Below are 16154 nucleotides of genomic sequence, written 5' to 3' on the forward strand. Positions count from 1 at the left end.
ATATGAGTAGGGCTGACCCTTTACATTACTTCAAACCTTTACAGTTGGCATAGTAACTGACCGTTGCTGGCCAATCTGAGAAGATGCCTTTCACTCCAACTTCTTGCGCCAGCACATCAATGACATTCATGATGTCGCCATCATTATTAATGGCGTCGCTAAGCCCACTATAATACCAGCCACCACCATTTTCTAACGGCCCTGACCGTTCAAGCGACCACGTGAGAATGTCGAGGCCATTGGCTTTGGCTTGCAAGGCATATGCCGACGGTAGCAGCTTGCCATTACCATCGCTAGTGACCAATAGCCAAGTTGCGGGGGCAATGATATTAACGCCGCGCGCTTTCAGCTCAGCCAATGAATGCTTCCACGTCGTTGGGTCATTTTTATCAAATATTTTACCCGCCGCGCTCTCGTTGCTATCATCGATAAGATAGACGGCATTGGTGGCATAGTTCGGTTCGTTATTAATCCAATAGTCAATATCTGCAAGACTAAATGACTGCGGGTATACATCGCTGGCGGGCACGCCTGCAACTTTATAAGTGTCAATCAGTTGTTGACGATAAGCATCTAAACTATAGCCATTAAATGGCATAGTAACCACGGGTTCTTTGAGCTCAGGTGTATGCTTCATGCCCAAGCTACTGGCAAGTGCTATATGTTCCTTTAGGGTCAATACCTCACCATTTTGCGAATACAAATCCGTTCGCCATGGGGCAGTCGCATTCATGTAGGCACTAATACTGGTTGCTTTCGGATTAGCGGCGTCCATTTTTCCCGTTAAGCTTTTAAAATCCCTGACGCTAATATCTGAAGTGCGACATTCAATATCGGCCGCATTGGTGAGAGTTCCATTAGCATCTATTATAGGTGGGACACTACATTGATTCGCTAATGGCGTGGCGACAATATTGGTAGTGGTATGCAAATCGTTTTGGGCATGGCGACATACCAGCTCACCATCGTTGGTAAAGGCCACATCGCACTCTAAAATGCCTGCACCCATCTGTGCTGAGGCCATGTAACTGTCATAAGTATGCTCAGGAAATTGTAGAGGCGCGCCGCGATGGGCGATAGAGAAATCTGTCTTGCTAGGTGTTTGACCCTTACATGCCAGTAACTCATCTTTTAGCGGGCTGTCATCCATATCGTTGACCAGATAAAATGGTCGAACGCCATAGGTATAAGCTAGCGACTGTATAGGTTCAATCGTTGGCGGTAGAGTAGGTGGTACGATTGCTGATGAACCGTCATCTTCATTACAGCCTATTAATAAAAAAGTGCTGATAAGTGCTAAAGGTAAGGTAGAACCTTGGCGTCTGAGTCTATTCAGCACTGCGTTGTATAGCTGCGCCCGCTCATTCGCTGAATTTTTTGAAATTGTCATGTAAACTATCCTCATAAATGTGCATAAATCATCATTACTAATTTTATGGTTACTGACTTAGTTCCTAAAATATAGGGTTATGTTTAAGGAATGATGACAACCAAAGTCATTTTGTAATATTAATTTTGTTTAAATTTTTGACTCTCATTAAGGATAATTAATGAATAAGTATCTAGATGCCGTTATTGTCGAGCACAATCCTGCAAACAAAGCGATTAATCGATCCGTGATTTGGCTGCATGGTTTAGGGGCTAGCGGTCATGACTTTGAGCCAGTCGTGCCGCAGCTCGGCTTAGCGGATGGAATGGCAGTGCGGTTTATCTTTCCGCATGCACCCAACCGCCCAGTGACGGTCAATGGCGGTATGGTCATGCCCGCATGGTATGATATCCTGGAGATGAGCCTTGAGCGCAAAGTTGATATTGCGCAGATTGAAGATTCCGCACAACAAATCCATGACTTGATTGCTCGTGAAATCGAGCGCGGTGTGAAACCTGAGCATATTGTGATTGCAGGATTTTCGCAGGGCGGGGCAGTGGCGTATCATGTGGCACTCTGTTACCCACAGCGCTTGGCTGGCTTGATGGCGCTTTCTACCTACTTTGCAACCAACGACAGCGTTCGCTATAGTGCTGCCAACACAGATATGCCCATTTTGATTGAGCATGGTACGCATGATCCAGTTGTTCCCGTTATATTAGGCGAACAAGCAAAGCAGTTATTATCAGAGAAAGGATATAGTGTTGCTTATCATACCTATCCTATGGCACATCAGGTATGTATGCCGCAGATTCAAAATATCGGTAAATGGTTAAATACCATACTGGCTTAGATGGTTGAGCTGTAACGTAATGTAATACAGAGCTCTAATAGGTTGCAAGCAGCCGTATATATGCTATATAATCATCGACCTTATTGGGGATGTTCTGGCTTCGACGCTGGTGATGAAACTCAATGATGCATGTCGAGAGTATATGTCCTCTCGTTAATCAAACATATATTGTTATAGTCGCAAACGACGAAAATTACGCTCTAGCAGCTTAAACCCTGTTTACTTGGTTGCTGATCATCTACAGTTGGTCAACTAAGTTGAAGCGTCCGCATGTAGAAGCGCCACAAGTGATTGTCTCAATTGCTTGGGTTTAAAAGTAGAGAATCGGCTAATCCATCCTGACTGTCGGATCGGTGCAGACTAAAATTAAAGACAGAAACTAAACATGTAGATTCATGAGCGTAATGCTGGCGGACGCGGGTTCAACTCCCGCCATCTCCACCAAACAACGATAAAGGGCTGACCGTCATAGACTGTCAGCCCTTTATTTTGGGCGTTTTTTAGGTTTTCGTATCTTATAGGGATATGGCGTCCTATATAGAATGTTGGTATTATTGTTGGTATTAGAGTTTATACACCTTTTCAATACCAACAAAGGATAGTCCAATGCCCTTAACTCATACCGTCATCAATAAGCTACAGCCCAGTAGTACCTCTATTGATACAAAGCGACCTGACAAGCATAGTGATGGTAACGGGCTGCAATTATGGGTGCGTTACACGGGCGTTAAGTCATGGATCAGCGCCTATCGCTGGCAAGGTAAGCAGCAAACTCTCACTATTGGCACTTACCCAGTCATGAGCTTACAAGATGCAAGACAGCGTAATATTGAGATTAAACGCTTAATAGCTGATGGTGTGAACCCTAAAAATCATAAGAAAGAGCAGCAAGCCAGCCAAGACGGTTCTAATATTTTCGATACTATAGCCCAGTCATGGTATAGCGAGCGCAAAACCTACCTAGCAGAAAGCACCTTTTCCCGTAATTACTCCGCCTATACGCGTGACGTAAAGCCCTCTATTGGTCATAAAAACATCAACGACATAACCCCACCTGAAATATTGGCTATTGGTAAAACAGTAGAAGCACGTGGGGCTAATGAAATGGCAAGGCGAACCATTAGAGAAGTAGGACAGATATTTAAGCATGCTATACGCAATGGTCTAGCTACACACAACCCAGCCACCGACCTAGCTGAAGCGATCAAGCCACATAAAACGACCAATCACCACCGTATCACTAGCCAGCAATTACCCAAGCTACTAAAAGATATTGATGCTTATGGTGGTGATGCACTGGTGAAGCTAGGATTATGGTTTTTATGCTATACGTTTGTGCGCACCAATGAGATCAGGTACATGGAATGGCAGGATGTAGATTTTAATCGCGGTTTATGGATTGTCCCAGCTGAAAAGATGAAAGCTAGGCGCTTGCACGTTGTGCCACTAGCACCGCAAGCAATAGCGATATTAAAGCAGATCAAAGAACTAGGTTTTTCGGATCAGTATGTTTTCTTTAATACCTCAACCCGTAAGCCATACAGTCAAAGTGCGTTTATTAATGCCTTATGGAATATGGACTATAAAGGCAAGATGACAGGGCACGGCTTTAGAGGGCTTGCCAGTACCACATTGCATGAGCAGGAATACATGCACGAAGCGATAGAGCTACAGCTGGCACATGATAGGGAAAATAAGATCAGCGCAGCTTATAACGGGGCGCAGCACCTACAATACAGAATTAACATGATGAACGAATGGGCAAGCTTCGTTGATGATGCTTACGCTGGCAAATTGGATAACGTCATACATACCAGCTTTAAACAACAAAAACAAAAGCATGGCTAATACCGTGCTGTAACGACTATGCAAGGCTAGGACTAATTACCCGAACGATAGCTATTCACACCCTTATGCTGTCACTGCCTTGCACCTACTTTGATTAAAGGGTGTAGGGGTGTGTATTGTGGGATTAGCTGAAGCGATTAAATTAAAATGCAATGCAGAAAAAGAGAAGTATTTATCAGTTTATGATGTTATAGACATTATAAATAGCGATGATACAGATTTGGTTATCCATATAATGGATAGTTCAGGCCTGTTTTCTTTGACAGTATATGAACTAAATAACTTAGACCCTTATAATCCTATTTACAAACCCGTATGCAATAGTTATGAGTTAAAGCAGAAAGTTAGAGATTATATAAAGGCTAGACGACAATTTATTCATGAAGATAATAATTTTGATGAAAATATGACTTTACAACGTTGTTTGAAGAAAAATTCATGGTCAAGATTTGATTTATTAAAGATAGAGAATATAGTTAAAAATACCCGTCTAATAGTTTGGGGTGATAGTAACGCTATATATTCCATGTACAGTGACATGATAAATAGAAGAGATAGCGAATACTACGAATTACCGGAAAGTACTCAGCAAGCCATAAAAGATTATATGAATTTAGGCAGCTATCAAAGAGAACTAATGAACCTTGCAAGCTATAGCTATAGCCCTGAGCAAATAATATGTCTAATGACCAATGATGACCCAGCTCGTATCAATCGCGATGAAAAGCATCGGACATATTGGGACATCATAAAAGCGGCATTTGAATCTAACAAATTGACACCCCTTGACGATAGTCAAGATGTTGAATCAAAGCAGGTTCAAAGATGGTTAAAACATAACGGATTACTTTATCAAAAATCTGATAGCAATTCGTTAGAAGAACCAATGAAAGTTTATGATATGCGAAAGCGTATAGACGAACTTGAGAAGGAAGCGGCAGATGCAAAAGCTACTGGTAGTTTCTCGATGGAAACGCCTATATTAACGCAAGGTGATCCTAAAAAGCTTGAACAGTTAAGCTTAGAACTGATAACCGCTAACACCAAAATAGCAGACCTTGAAAGTAAACTAGTGCAAGCCAATGCAGCACTGGCAGACGCGTCAGCCGAAGTAGGCACTCCACAGGGCATTGCTAAACATAACGCTGATAAAGCTTATATTATTTCTACAAGCCAAGAGCTTGCTAAATATATATGGGGTATGGACACCAAAAAGGCTATTAGGACGGGTGACATGGTGCAGCAAATAAGACACGTAATGCACAATGTAGCACCTAAATTGCTACCTGATGATAAAGCTATAAGAGATTGGCTATCAGGTATTGCCCCAGATTATGCAAAGAAAGCTGGCAAACCCTCAAAAGATGCCCCTAATGTAATATCCCTAACCATGAAAAAGTAATATCCCCAAACACGTAAAACCATCGTTTATGTCAATAAACACGGTGTATAGGGAATTTTCTTAGTCAACCCTACCCCTTAGAGTATTAACCACTGGACGTTACATACCGTAGCGTCATTTAGTGGAACTATACTAATGGACAAGCAACAAACCAACCAAACCTCCGTTATTGCATTCAACGATAATAACGCAAGCGACACCATACCCACCACCACAAATAATCTTATGCAGCACTTGCCTATCACTGGATTAGGCAGAGCTAAAGACTTGCTTCCCTATCTCCCGTTTTCAAAAACAACTCTTTTCGAATGGAGTAAGGACGGGCGCTTTCCAGCACCCGTTAAGCTTTCGCCAACTATGACATGCTGGTCATATGCAGACGTCCACGCATGGATCAACAAACACACCTCAACCACTAGCGAGGTGTAGATCATGCAGACACGGCAACCCAAAAAGAGCTATAAGCAGACTATCCATGACTATCTGCTGGCAGGTCATACCCTATCGACTTATGAAGCGTTCAACCTATGGCAGATCACATGCTTTTTACAAAGAGTGAGCGAGCTAAGGGCGCAAGGTGTAGTTATCCAAGATAAGACCATCAAGCGCAATGGTAAGACGTTTAAAGAGTATTGGATAGACAAGCCAGCCAACAATAACGCTAGGGGGGTGCAGATATGAGCCAGTCAAACGATAAACTATTGCAGATAGCAGACACGTTAGAGAGTATCAACGAACACCTAGTTTTATTGTCGATTGATACTGAACATTACGCTATGGCATTACAAGCCGTGCAAACAGATGACCCCGTTTCTAAGGGCGTTATTCAAGCTGTCATAGCCGCATTGTTTAGGGACTCACTGTTTGCCACTGATGCCAGCGAACAGATGGACAGCGTTCTATCAATGCCTGAAATGGAGGTAACGCGCTATGTGTGATAATCATACCAAAACCAATCTAAAAGCCAGCCACGGGGGGCACAATCGCAAACAGCCACGTAAGCGCGGCTTACTACTGAGTTTTATCATATTCATGGCATGGGTAGCAGGTATTGGCTTGTTACTGTCATTGGTGGCGTGTCAGCCAAACAACCCTAAAACCTTTGTAAATATGGAGGTGGCACAGTGAGAACCTACCCACAACCAAAGCAAAGCTGTAAGTATGCCAAGCGTAAAAACTACTATAAAAAGTATAGAGCCACGCGCAAGCCGAACCAGTCGCAAGCAAGGGGGAACAGATGACCACCACACCACAAACAGACAGCCATGAAAAAGCCCGTGCATTTAGCACAGGCTTAGAGGTTATGAATAGTTTTGATGCAGCCACACGGCAAGGGCTGGCAGGTAATATCCAACTAACTAAGTTAGCTGATTTTGATAATAGCATATCACGCGCTAGCGATGTTATAGGGGGTGGGTGATGCACTACTTCACATTTCACCCAAAAGACTATATGAGTAAAACGAACTTCCTTGAGCCTATGGAGGACTTGGCTTATCGCAGAATGTTGGACTATCAATACCTAAATGAGTGTCCACTTCCTAAAGATATTGACGAGATAGCAATGCTTATTAATATGCGAACGCATAGCGAAAGCATTGCGACTGTATTACGTTATTTCTTTGAGCTGGCTGATGACGGTTATGTGAACGATAGAGCCGAGAAAGAGATCGCTAAATATCAGACAAAATCAGATAAAGCGCGTAAATCTGCTAACGTTAGATGGAGAAGTAAAGGCGTTAAGGTTAGTAATAGTAAGACTTCAAGTGACAGTAATGCGAATGCAATGCGAACGCATAGCGAATGCAATGCTAACCATAAACCATCAACCACTAACCAAGAACCATTAAATAGGTTACCGTTTGATGATTTTTGGAATGCTTACGACTACAAGAAAGGAGGTTTAGCAAAGCCAAAGGCTAAATGGCTATCGCTTAGTATTGAGAAGCAAAAGCTAATCATGTCTCATATTCCCAGCTATGTTAAGTCAACACCTAACAAGAGCTATCGTAAGCACCCTATAACTTACTTAAATAATGAGGGCTGGCTTGATGAGATCACAGAGTTAGATAACACTGATGCAAAACAAAGCAGTAGTGCTCGTCCTCATAGTAACCGTAGTGACTCGTTCGACTCGCAGCCACAGGCCAAGAGCTTAAGCCGTGAGGAGCAGATAGCAGCAAACAAAGCGAGCATGGCAAAAGCGGGGTTAGAAGTATGAGATTTTATAATATGGACATAGAAAAGGCGCTATTAGCTTCGCTCATGAGCATAGAGAAGTCTTTGGAGCTTGTTGTCAGCAAGATTGATGCTAACGACTTTGCATCAGCCAAGCATGAGTTAATATTTCAAGCGATTAAGGCGTTAGATAAAGACGGTCAACCGTACGATACGGTAATGGTTCATGATTGGCTAGCCGCTAATAATTATAGTAAAGACGTTTCTGATAGTTATCTTGCCGAGATATTGAGCACAAGCCCAGCTACGTTATTTAACCTTGTGGCCTATGCTGATCGCATACTCGAGCTGTCAAAGTATCGCGCTGTTAATCGAGTGCTTCTACAAGCGCAGGACGAATTAAAGCAAGCTGATACGCGTCTTGATGACAAGGTGAACGGTATCATTGAGCAGCTAACGACTGTCATTGATACCAACAAAAGCGGTAGCGGTGCACGATCTGTTGGCTCATTGATGGAGGACTTCTTTATTAACTTGCAAGCAGCAAGTAAAGGGGAGGTAATGCCATTCTCGCCTACTGGCTTTATTGATCTTGATAACCGATCACCAATACAAAACGGTGATTTGGTAGTGGTAGGAGCGCGTCCTTCGATGGGTAAGACTACGTTCGGTCAGAACATAGTACAGAGCATGGTTAAGAACAGCTTCTATACAGATAAAAAAGGGAAGTACAGGCGAAAAGCAGGTGTGTTCTTTAGTTTGGAGATGACGGACGAGTCTGTTATGCAACGCTTCATGTCATCAACGGCAGGGGTTGATTTAGGCGCGGTTAGAAGTGGTATGAATGTCAGCACTGATGATTGGGCGAACCTAAATAATACAGTCAGGGACTACAGCAAAGAATATCCTATGTTTATCGAGTCGGGATCATTAATTACTTACCATCAGATGCGAACGACCTTGAATAAAATCCGCAATCAGCATGGCGAGATTGGGGTTATCATGATTGATTACTTGCAGATCATGGGTGGGATTGACGGCAAAGATAGAGTGAATGCGCTAGGTGAGGTCACAAGACACCTAAAAGCGTTCGGTAAAGAGTTTAATTGCCCCGTCATACTTTTGTCACAGTTAAACCGCAGCTTAGAGAGCCGACCTAACAAGCGGCCTATTATGAGCGACTTGAGGGAGTCGGGCGCAATCGAGCAAGAAGCTGATGTAATTATGTTCTTATATCGTGATGAGGTTTATAACGATAAATCAAAAGATAGAGGCGTAGCAGAGGTAATTATCGCTAAGAATCGACAAGGCCAAGTTGGAACGGTTCGATTAGGTTTTGAGGGTAGGTACTCACGCTTTACCAACTACAGTCCGATGATGCGTGACTTTGATGCAATCCCTGAGTTTGGCAGCAACTCTTAGCTGGCAAGTATGTATTGCCATCATGACGAACCCTAGTAGTATTAAAAGGTAGGGGCTATGCGTCTGCCTTTTTTATTGGTTAGTAATAAGTATCATCATTAGCACAACAGGAGCAGCCACAGACGCGCTACAGGCTGGCAAATATGATAAAACTCACTAGGCACTAGGCACTAGGCACTAGGCACTAGGCACTAGGCAATAAACACGCAATAAAATATACAGGGCATAGCCACTTGCAAGGTGCGTTACTTATAGTTGTAGTTGGTACGCTACAACGTATGATATAAAAGGCATAGCGACTCACAAGTGGTGAGCTGATGCAGCCCAAACGCATCATAAATGCAGCTAATCACATTGCAAAAATGCACGATAAATGCACACTTATTGCACCGCTTAAAACGGTATTTATCATGCCAGCACAGTCACCAGTGCACGATATTTGCACACGTAATGAGATACGTTCAAGATAGAGCGCATCTAATACAGCAGCCAATAAGAACACCCTCACCATGACGATGAACGAGTAAAAGACCACTAGTAGCAATGATAAGGTATAGTTTTCTATAACTAGAATGCGAATTGATACGAGCAGTGCAGGGATATCCGCAACCGAGAGTGAGAGCCATAATTACAGTTACAATATGACCTAGCCAGCTATTAACAAAAAAGCCTTACATTATCGTAGGGCTTTTTTATGCCTTATCATCCACAAAGTAAAACCTATAGAAGGCAATGGCAGCCACAATGACAAATATCCAAGCTAAGCTCTCATCAAGTAGCGCGATGAACCGGTATATCCAAGTGACCGCGCACGCATACCAAAACCCATAGCCTAAAATGATGACCCACCTCATGGCTGGCTAGGCTTATCTCTATCCGTTGCATACTTCTTTACTAGTACCATCTCGAACAGCAAAGCAACACCAAGGGTTAGCACTAACACCATCAACCCCTCTATTTGATAATTACCTATGAGCCACAAACTAAATAGAATAATAATTCCGCCTAATATCCGAAACTGTGTTTTAGTCATGACGCTTACCCTTATATGATTTTAAGATACTTAGTATATCCATCATATTCATTTAATGTCTAAAAAATCATGGGTAAAAGTCATGGCTTTAGGTATGCAAAGAATACGCTCGAAAAACGCGTAAGATATGCACGACTTTTGCATAAGCGTTTAATAAGCGCGTGCAGTCATTAGCAATTTAACCCCATGCAAAGAAATTACAAGCTCTTTTTGCATATCCTACCTTTTCTCATTTTTATTGGCTCTAATAGCTTTTTTATGGCACATGAAAACCTAAACTAAAAAACTACTAACTATGTCAGTTTTATTTATCAAGCACCTTTGATTGCGGTACACTACTTAGTCATTTTTAGGGAAAATCAGAGAAACAGATGAGCCTATTTAATAATAAAACACTAGCTAAACATATAAAAAACCCAACCATACCTGTAGCTCATCAAGATGTGATTCAGAACTGGATAAAACAAATAGAGTTAGGCACATTTAATAACCTCAATGAGATTCAGGTTCAAGGTGCATTTGCACAACAAATTATGTGTAAAGTGCTGGGCTATACTGATGTTGGCGAAGCAGATACTTATACTATAGCTAGAGAATATCCTATTGCCAAAGGTCGTGTGGATTTAGCAATAGGTCATTTCGTAGGTGAAAAAGATAATTCAAAAAATACTGTTATAGCACCTTTTGAACTGAAAGGTGCTGGTACTAAAAACTTAGATGCAATCATGTCAGGACGACACAAAACACCCGTACAGCAAGCTTATGAATACGCTAGGGATATTAAAGGTGTTAAGTGGGTATTACTGTCTAACTATATAGAATTGCGCCTATACGCCATTAGTGAAACTAGCCTAGTTTATGAGCAGTTCTTTTTTAGAGATCTACTAGACCCAGCAGAGTACGCCAAGTTCTACCTACTACTTAATGCCGATAATTTTCTTTCTGGACATACCGAAGACTTACTTAAAGAAAGTAATAATGCTGATAAAGATATTAGCGATAAGCTCTATGAAGATTACAAGCTGCTACGTGAGAACATGCTGTCATACATGATAGCCGACAACCCAGATAAAATACCTAAAGATTTAATACAACCAGCACAAAAGCTTTTAGACCGTATTCTATTCATATCCTTTGCAGAAGATAAAGGCTTGATACCTGATAACAGCATTAGAAAAGCATACGAACACCAAGATCCGTATAACCCACGCCCCACCTATCAAAACTTTATTGGACTGTTTAATTCGGTTGATAAAGGTAATGTCACGCTAGGTATTCCTGCCTATAACGGTGGACTTTTTGCCAAAGATGATACCTTGGATCAACTCACTATTAGTAATGAGCTTTGCGAGGGGTTCAAAGACTTAGCTGCTTACGACTTTGACTCAGAAGTTTCAGTCACAGTGCTGGGGCGTATTTTTGAGCAGTCGATTGCTGATTTAGAAATTCTTATAGAGTCGATATCTGCTGGCAAGCTACCTAAAGCTAAGAGTAAGACTACTTCTGTTACTGGCAAACGTAAAAAAGATGGTGTTGTATATACACCAGATAATATTACTCAGTTTATTGTTGCTAACACTTTAGGTAGTTATATAAGTGAGCAGTTTGATCTTATGTTTGCTGATTACGGTAAGTACAAACCTGATGGAACAATACAGTGGAAAAGAGGTAGCAAGGTAGAGCAGCAGTTTTGGTATGAATGGCAAGAGAAGCTAATGACGATCAAAGTAGTTGATCCAGCCGTTGGTTCAGGCGCTTTTATGGTAGCAGCCTTTGATTATCTTCATCTTGAATATGAAAAAATTAATGAAAAATTGGCAGAGCTAACAGGACAGCGCAGCGTACTAGATCTGAATAAAGAGATCTTAAATAACAACCTGTTTGGTGTAGATATAAACGAAGAATCTATAGAGATAACAAAACTATCTTTATGGCTTAAAACCGCTGAAAGAGGTAAGCCTTTAGAATCTCTAGATGCCAACTTTATTGCTGGTAACAGTCTTGGTTTTGATGAGCCAGTTCCGAATAACACTTTTTCATGGCAAACAGCTTTTCCACAGATATTTGCTGAAGGTGGCTTTGATGTTGTACTAGGTAATCCGCCTTACGTGAGACAAGAGCTTTTTTCCGATATTAAACCATGGTTAGAAACACATTATGCTGTTTATCATGGCGTGTTAGATTTATACGGTTATTTCTTTGAATTGGGAACTAAGCTGCTTAAAGAAAATGGAAAGATGGGCTATATCTCAAGCTCAACTTTTTTCAAGACTGGTTCAGGTCAAAAACTAAGAGAATACTTAAGTGCTAATACATGTATTAGCAAACTTGTTGACTTCAATGATCTACAGTTGTTTGAAGGAGTGACTACCTATCCAGTAATAATTATCTTAGAAAAAAATATACCAACAGCTGACAGCTTAATCCAAGCATTAGTTCTAGATGATCTCATACCTGAAAACTTACAGATAGAGTTTATTATTAAAAGCAGTGATAGTGCCCAAAGTCAGTTATCAGTAGATAGTTGGAAAATAGAACCTCAAGACTTGTATGATTTAAGATCAAAACTTACAAACGGATATGATAATTTAAAGCAGTCCTACGGCTCTCCTTACTATGGTATAAAAACAGGCTGCAATGAAGCTTTCGTTATTGATAAAGAAACAAGAGACCAAATATTAAGCAAAGACCCTATCTCTGAAGAAATTATTTTCCCTTATCTTGAAGGTAAAGATTTGAAAAAATGGGTTTATAACGACAGGTCTTTGTTCCTTATCTTTTCTCGTAAAGGTATAGAGATTGAAAAATATAGAGGTGCATTAGAACACCTTTCTAATTTTAGAGAGAGATTAGAAGGAAGATCTGCTAAGGGGATTGAGTGGTATGAGCTGGCAAGCACTATTTCTTATCATAAAGAGTTTTATAAATCTAAGCTAATATGGCCTGATATCTCAAAAAGTAATCAAGTATCAGTTTCGAATAACTCTGAACTTCTTGCAGATACATGCTTTTTCATTTCTTCATATGATTTTTATCTATATGGCCTTTTAAACAGTAGAGTTTTAGAGTTTGTTTTTAAAGCTACTAGTACTATAGCTAGAGGTGGTTTTTACAGATATAAGTCTCAATACGTTGAAAAACTACCTATACCAAAAAAGCCTGAGCAAGAAATTATTTCTCAGATAGCTACCCAATGCCAAGCTAATACTGAAGCTAAACATAAATGTGAAATTAGCTTTGCTCGACGCCTTAAAGACCTAGTACCAGACCAAGGCGTATTTAAGCTTAATAACAAACTCAGCAGCTGGTGGGAGCTAGATTTTGCTAGTCTGCAAGCAGAGATTAAGAAAGCTTTCAAGGGTAGTATTTCGCTTACTGAAAGGAACGACTGGCAAGACTACTTTGAATCAGAGCAAACCAAACGCCAACAGCTACAGGCAAAAGTAACATTGCTTGAAGATGATTTAAATCAGGAAGTTTATAAGCTGTTTAATTTAAGCACTGATGAGATTGCATTGATAGAAGCAGAAGTTAAGTAGCAATAGCTAATAGATAAACCATGATACACATCAAAGGTAGGCGTTCATCGTCTGCCTTTTTTGTGCTGGCAAGCATGATTGTACTGCCAAACTGATCGCTCCAATGAAATCCAGCATGTGCATTTATGACTTGGCCATACTTCAACAATCATAATGTGCGTTACTTGCGCGGTAAACGCTTAACCAAAAGCGGCATTATCTGCATAAAGGCGCGATATTTGCGCGATTTTGCGCGACTGGAAACGGCATATTAATCGCGCAAATCAACAGTAATACTGATACCCTCATCATCATGCTGAACCCCAAAGCGGACACCCATAAGCTGTAACTGATGCACGATAAACGCATCGAAAACGCAAGCTAATCACAGTTAGAAATGCGCGATATGTGCGCTTTTGTGCGCGTGAAAACGCTTGTTTGTGCGCCCAAAAGTGCACATATTACTCAGGTTAGAATTGCATGGGGCGTTCATATTGCGCTCTTTCTCGCGCGCCCTTTGAGGCTTATTAAGCGAAAAAATATACCGTAACGTTGACGTTACGGGACTATACAGGCAACATGCACAAGAAATGAGCGATAAATGCTCAACTTTTAGCGATATAGTGAGCGAAGTTAAATATGTCGAGCGAAGTTAGGCGTGATCTTAAACATGAGCACATGAGCACAATAGGTTACAAATAATATCTAAATAAAATAGTAAGTATTCAGCAATAGCAAAATCAAAAACGATTGTTGGTATTATGGTTGGTATCGTCTTATTTTAATTTATTTATAACTATATAAATCAACGATTTGAGTATATGGTTTAGTTTCCGCCATCTCCACCAAATAACGATAAAGGGCTGACCGTCATAGACTGTTAGCCCTTTATTTTGGGCGTTTTTCAGGTATATAGAGGTATAGCGTCCTATATAGTAGGCTATACATTAGACGATTAAGTTGTTCTTACCCTATAAAATATACTCATTCTAATCGTCTGGTCAAAAACTAAGATTTTTTCATCTTAGACTCGCGTTTTTCTTGTCGTTCTTGAAGTTTTGATAACTTGTCTATAAACATTGTAATTTGAGAAGTACTCATTAGGTAAGGGTTGAATTCATTGCTGGCTGAGTATTTCATAACATACTCTTTATTCTGATCATTAGCCGTTAAATATTTCATTGACCATTTATTCCAATGCCGTTCCTCAATTTCACGGCACTCAATAATTTGCAAAGAAAAATGTCGCTTATCCTCAATCAATTTTTTTAACAGATTGTTAATAACTGGTCTTGCGCCCTCAATAACTTGGAGAAAATAGTTTTCATTAATTACTAATGCACCAGTAATACCATTGCGCTGCGCCTGCTCAAGAATACGTGCTACTTCGATATTTGAATTTTCGGTGTTATAGCGGTTAACATAAGTTAGACGCAGGATAATATGCTCGCCATGATGACTATTTAAATTGTTTTTATCGGAAAGCTCATTCAGCTTTAGCTCCATAATGTACTCCAGCTTATGAAAAATTGTTTTTATTTGACGGTTCATCGTCATTATTCAATATAAGAATTTTAACTGTAGCTAAAAAACTTGTATGAAACAAGCAGGTTGAATAAGGCTTTGTGTTATCTAACAACTATCATTAGCTAGTGCTTTCTAAATAAATAAAGTGATGCTATTTCAATCGATTAATAATTTAGAGGATATAATCTATGTCTATTCATGGAACACGTAACGACAAAGAATACGATAGTATTAAAGCGCTTGGTGGCTTTTATGCCTGAATTTCTCATTAGAATCACAGCATCATCTGCTGATAGTAGAGGTAAGAGAAAGTTAATGATATACAATAAGAAAAAGGCTTCCAATTTCTTGGAAGCCTTTCAATATAATGGTACCCGGAGCCGGACTTGAACCGGCACGCTATTACTAGCGAGGGATTTTAAATCCCTTGTGTCTACCAATTTCACCACCCGGGCAAAACTTGTATTATCTAATAAGTAAGCTTTCTACTTGTTAGATAGTGGTCGATATTATAAGCATTTACATTAATAAAGCAAGCTAAAATTAATATAAATCCTAATAAATTTTTAACCTAAATAATTGGAGGCTGAGGTCGGAATCGAACCGGCGTTAACGGAGTTGCAGTCCGCTGCATGACCACTCTGCCACCCAGCCAATCAAGGACGCCTATATTAGCAAATATAATTTAAATTACAAGCCCTTTTTGATATAAAGACCGATTATTTATCAGGTTAGGCGTATTTAGCGTCATATCACGATAAATCCTATCCTTAATTAAGTCTCTAAACGATACTTTTATTGTTATCTACGGCCTTTTTTACATCTCTATAGGTCGCAGTGCAAATAAGTATCAGTACACCCAGCGTGATTGCTGGCCAGATTAAGATATAAAGCCCATAAAAAAACGTGGTTTCCATATTAACTCCTTTATTTTAGGTATTAAAAATGAATGATGAATACATCAAGCCATTAAAAAATTCATCAAAACGTCGATAAGATATAAAT

General features: G+C 40.3%; 15 protein-coding genes, 2 tRNA genes and 1 other RNA gene. 12 read left to right on the top strand and 6 right to left on the bottom strand.

The window, feature by feature from the left end; translation table 11 throughout:
• Positions 1-25: 25 nt before the first annotated feature.
• Positions 26-1390, bottom strand: coding sequence for a glycerophosphodiester phosphodiesterase family protein (locus JMX89_RS04685; RefSeq protein WP_201550992.1), 1365 nt, complete (start codon positions 1388-1390; stop codon positions 26-28).
• Between the two features lie 160 nt (positions 1391-1550).
• Here JMX89_RS04685 and JMX89_RS04690 point away from each other — a divergent pair, with 160 nt between their 5' ends.
• The 11 genes from JMX89_RS04690 to dnaB all read left to right on the top strand — a co-directional run bounded on the left by JMX89_RS04690 (position 1551) and on the right by dnaB (position 9071).
• Positions 1551-2222: an alpha/beta hydrolase gene (locus tag JMX89_RS04690; RefSeq protein WP_201550994.1), complete on the top strand. Its 672-nt coding sequence runs from the start codon at positions 1551-1553 to the stop codon at positions 2220-2222.
• Positions 2223-2307: 85 nt separating this feature from the next.
• Positions 2308-2666, top strand: a transfer-messenger RNA (tmRNA) gene (gene ssrA, locus JMX89_RS04695).
• Positions 2667-2828: 162 nt separating this feature from the next.
• Positions 2829-4070 carry a tyrosine-type recombinase/integrase gene (locus JMX89_RS04700; protein ID WP_201550996.1) on the top strand — a complete coding sequence of 414 codons (1242 nt, stop codon included), beginning with the start codon at positions 2829-2831 and terminating at the stop codon, positions 4068-4070.
• 118 nt (positions 4071-4188) lie between these two features.
• A complete protein-coding gene (locus JMX89_RS04705) occupies positions 4189-5472 on the top strand; it encodes a hypothetical protein (protein WP_201550998.1) in 1284 nt (427 codons plus the stop codon).
• Positions 5473-5697: 225 nt separating this feature from the next.
• On the top strand, positions 5698-5901 hold the full coding sequence (locus JMX89_RS04710) for a helix-turn-helix transcriptional regulator (RefSeq protein ID WP_201551077.1): 204 nt from the start codon (positions 5698-5700) through the stop codon (positions 5899-5901).
• A 3-nt stretch (positions 5902-5904) separates the two neighbouring features.
• Positions 5905-6153 carry a helix-turn-helix domain-containing protein gene (locus tag JMX89_RS04715; RefSeq protein WP_201551000.1) on the top strand — a complete coding sequence of 83 codons (249 nt, stop codon included), beginning with the start codon at positions 5905-5907 and terminating at the stop codon, positions 6151-6153.
• Entirely contained in the window at positions 6150-6410 is a 261-nt protein-coding gene (locus tag JMX89_RS04720) for a hypothetical protein (RefSeq protein WP_201551002.1), read from the top strand. Before JMX89_RS04715 ends, JMX89_RS04720 begins: the two co-directional genes overlap by 4 nt.
• Positions 6403-6600, top strand: coding sequence for a hypothetical protein (locus JMX89_RS04725; protein ID WP_201551004.1), 198 nt, complete (start codon positions 6403-6405; stop codon positions 6598-6600). Before JMX89_RS04720 ends, JMX89_RS04725 begins: the two co-directional genes overlap by 8 nt.
• Before the next feature lie 109 nt (positions 6601-6709).
• Entirely contained in the window at positions 6710-6892 is a 183-nt protein-coding gene (locus JMX89_RS04730; RefSeq protein ID WP_201551006.1) for a hypothetical protein, read from the top strand.
• Positions 6892-7692, top strand: a complete 801-nt coding sequence (locus JMX89_RS04735; RefSeq protein WP_227673007.1) for a YdaU family protein — start codon at positions 6892-6894, stop codon at positions 7690-7692. The genes JMX89_RS04730 and JMX89_RS04735 overlap by 1 nt, the downstream gene beginning before the upstream one ends.
• Positions 7689-9071 (top strand): replicative DNA helicase, encoded by a 1383-nt coding sequence (dnaB, locus tag JMX89_RS04740; protein ID WP_201551010.1) that lies wholly within the window; start codon positions 7689-7691, stop codon positions 9069-9071. The genes JMX89_RS04735 and dnaB overlap by 4 nt, the downstream gene beginning before the upstream one ends.
• A gap of 692 nt (positions 9072-9763) precedes the next feature.
• Here the strand turns inward: dnaB and JMX89_RS04745 are convergent.
• A complete protein-coding gene (locus tag JMX89_RS04745) occupies positions 9764-9925 on the bottom strand; it encodes a hypothetical protein (protein ID WP_201551012.1) in 162 nt (53 codons plus the stop codon).
• 550 nt (positions 9926-10475) lie between these two features.
• On the opposite strand from JMX89_RS04745, the gene JMX89_RS04750 reads away from it, so the two are divergent.
• Positions 10476-13643: an Eco57I restriction-modification methylase domain-containing protein gene (locus tag JMX89_RS04750; RefSeq protein ID WP_201551014.1), complete on the top strand. Its 3168-nt coding sequence runs from the start codon at positions 10476-10478 to the stop codon at positions 13641-13643.
• Between the two features lie 987 nt (positions 13644-14630).
• On the opposite strand, the gene JMX89_RS04755 is transcribed toward JMX89_RS04750, so the two are convergent.
• From JMX89_RS04755 to JMX89_RS12960, 4 genes are all read right to left on the bottom strand, one after another.
• Positions 14631-15173, bottom strand: a complete 543-nt coding sequence (locus tag JMX89_RS04755; protein ID WP_227673008.1) for a BLUF domain-containing protein — start codon at positions 15171-15173, stop codon at positions 14631-14633.
• Between the two features lie 344 nt (positions 15174-15517).
• Positions 15518-15604: transfer RNA gene (locus JMX89_RS04760), tRNA-Leu, on the bottom strand.
• Between the two features lie 125 nt (positions 15605-15729).
• Positions 15730-15803: transfer RNA gene (locus tag JMX89_RS04765), tRNA-Cys, on the bottom strand.
• 128 nt (positions 15804-15931) lie between these two features.
• Complete coding sequence (locus JMX89_RS12960) at positions 15932-16066, bottom strand: putative transporter small subunit (protein ID WP_223145227.1); 135 nt, start codon at positions 16064-16066, stop codon at positions 15932-15934.
• Positions 16067-16154 lie beyond the last annotated feature (88 nt).

This window comes from Psychrobacter sp. DD43, assembly GCF_904846555.1.
Classification (GTDB): domain Bacteria; phylum Pseudomonadota; class Gammaproteobacteria; order Pseudomonadales; family Moraxellaceae; genus Psychrobacter; species Psychrobacter cryohalolentis.